Below are 2,007 nucleotides of genomic sequence, written 5' to 3'. Positions count from 1 at the left end.
TTTTAAATATTCTAGGGAGATGTTACAAAAGACAGATTTATTAGGCTCCTTACCTAGTAACAAAATTGCTATTGATACCATTTTGATTAATGGACTCTTTAAAGCAATAGAGGAAAAGGATAAATTAAAAGCAGACTATTTTATCTTTCAGATTGAAAAACGAGAATTGCCAGAATCTCAAGCCTATCTTAAAATTATTTATATGATTGCTAAAGGGTATTATGATACTATTTTTAAAGTAGAAAATAAGGGTCTTGAAAAAATCCAGAGAGGCATTACAATCTTACAAGATTTAGAATATATAGATGGTGCAAGATATTATGAAAACTATTTTGCAAATCAGCTCTCAAATGAAGATTTGTAATATATTCTCATTACATCGATTGACGAAAAATAAATAGGCTTGTAGGTGGATTGATAATTAGTAGTTTCTAGGCTCTAGAGTTTCTATTTTCAGAAAAAAATATATTACAAAAAAGTGGGGAGTCCCGCTTTTTTTGTTAGACTGGTTTCAATGAAATACTCTTTGAAATGTGAGAAAGGCCTGTTATGAAACTATTCTTAAGACATCATTTATTTAGGATACTTACCTTATCAAGATTTTTGAGCTCAAGTGGAGCTTATATTTATAATCTGGTATTTATCGTTTATGCTGCGAGTCTACCCTTTAAAAATATAGCTGTATTTATGGCGAATATGATTACGATTTTACCTTTCCTATTTACTTTTTATGTCGGGATTAAGGCGGATCATACTCGGAATAAAGCAGGGACAATTATCTGGGTTGGTTGTGTGCAAAGTCTGCTATTTCTTTTGATTGCTAGTGTGATTCATGACCAGAACTTCGTAACGTTTGCTTTTATCTGTATGGTTAATATCTGTTCGGATATTTTATCAGATTATACAGCAGGCCTGCGTATGCCGATTATCCAGCATAACATTTCGGAAGATAGGCTCTATGAAGCTTATTCCTTTACTCAGTTTGTTTCCTATTTATCAAATCTAGGAGGTCAAGCTTTAGGAGTGTGGTTACTCACAACCAGTCATCAAAATTTTTCTTTTGTTGCAATGGTGAATGCTGGTTTCTTTTTACTATCTTCTCTCATTTTATTCAAAAATAGAAGAGAATTGACGCATTTGTCTGTAAGTGTAGAGGATAAGTCGATTAGTTTACTCCAACAAGTTAAGGCAATCTATGTGGACATGGATGATATCTTTAGGCAGAGAGAAAGTAAATCATTGTTTAAAATGATCCTTGTCATTTTGGTAATGAATACTTTGGGAGGAGCTGTTGGAGGTATTTATCACTTTTACTTATTAGACCATACTATCTATCATCTCAGCTATGCTCAAGCCCTATTTTTAATTGAATGTGTTAGCTTGGGAGGAGCTATTCTTGGTAGCTTAACTCCCCATGATTATTTTGGGAAATGGTCTTTTTCAAGCTTGTTATCGCTCAATGCAATTCTGTTTGTCTTGCTGGCTACTGCTAATATTTTAGATTTCTCTCCTCTAGTAGGTGTTGCCTGCTTAGCCTTTGTCATGTATTTGATGTCGAAATCAATGCCTAAATTAGATACTTTGTTACTGTCTAATTTGAGTGCGGATGTATTAGCTAGGAGTAATAATCTCTTGAGTATGATTTTTTCCCTAACATTACCCTTGGGAATGTCTGTATTTTCATTCTTAGCTTTACAAGATATCAGGCTTTGTTGGTGGGTGTTTTTAGTAGTGAGTGTGATAGGGTTGATTTTATCCCTAGAAAAAAGAAGTTTTTCAGGTAAAAATTTTAACCGAGGAAGCCCAGACTTACTAGAAGGCCTTCCAGATTTGATTCGTGTGACGACTGTGATCTTTTTCCCTTGTTGGGGAAACAGCCATGGCGGGGGCAGTTGGAGCTGGTGGTATTGGTAACGTAGCCATCGCTTATGGAGCTATACTCTTCGAAAATTTCTTCAAACTACGTCAGCTTTGCCTTGCCGTAGGTATATGTAACTGACTTCGTCA

General features: G+C 34.8%; 2 pseudogenes. Both read left to right on the top strand.

Features of this window, described 5'->3' with window-relative positions:
• Positions 1–364 (top strand): annotated as a pseudogene (locus HMPREF2613_RS11835) (Rgg/GadR/MutR family transcriptional regulator); the annotation flags it as partial.
• A gap of 1,292 nt (positions 365–1,656) precedes the next feature.
• Positions 1,657–1,933: pseudogene (locus HMPREF2613_RS11890) on the top strand (ABC transporter permease); the annotation flags it as partial.
• Between the last annotated feature and the right edge of the window lie 74 nt (positions 1,934–2,007).

Source organism: Streptococcus sp. HMSC070B10, assembly GCF_001808665.1.
Taxonomy (GTDB): domain Bacteria; phylum Bacillota; class Bacilli; order Lactobacillales; family Streptococcaceae; genus Streptococcus.
The sequence above is the reverse complement of the archived record's forward strand: the minus strand, read 5'-3'. Positions and strand labels throughout refer to the sequence as shown.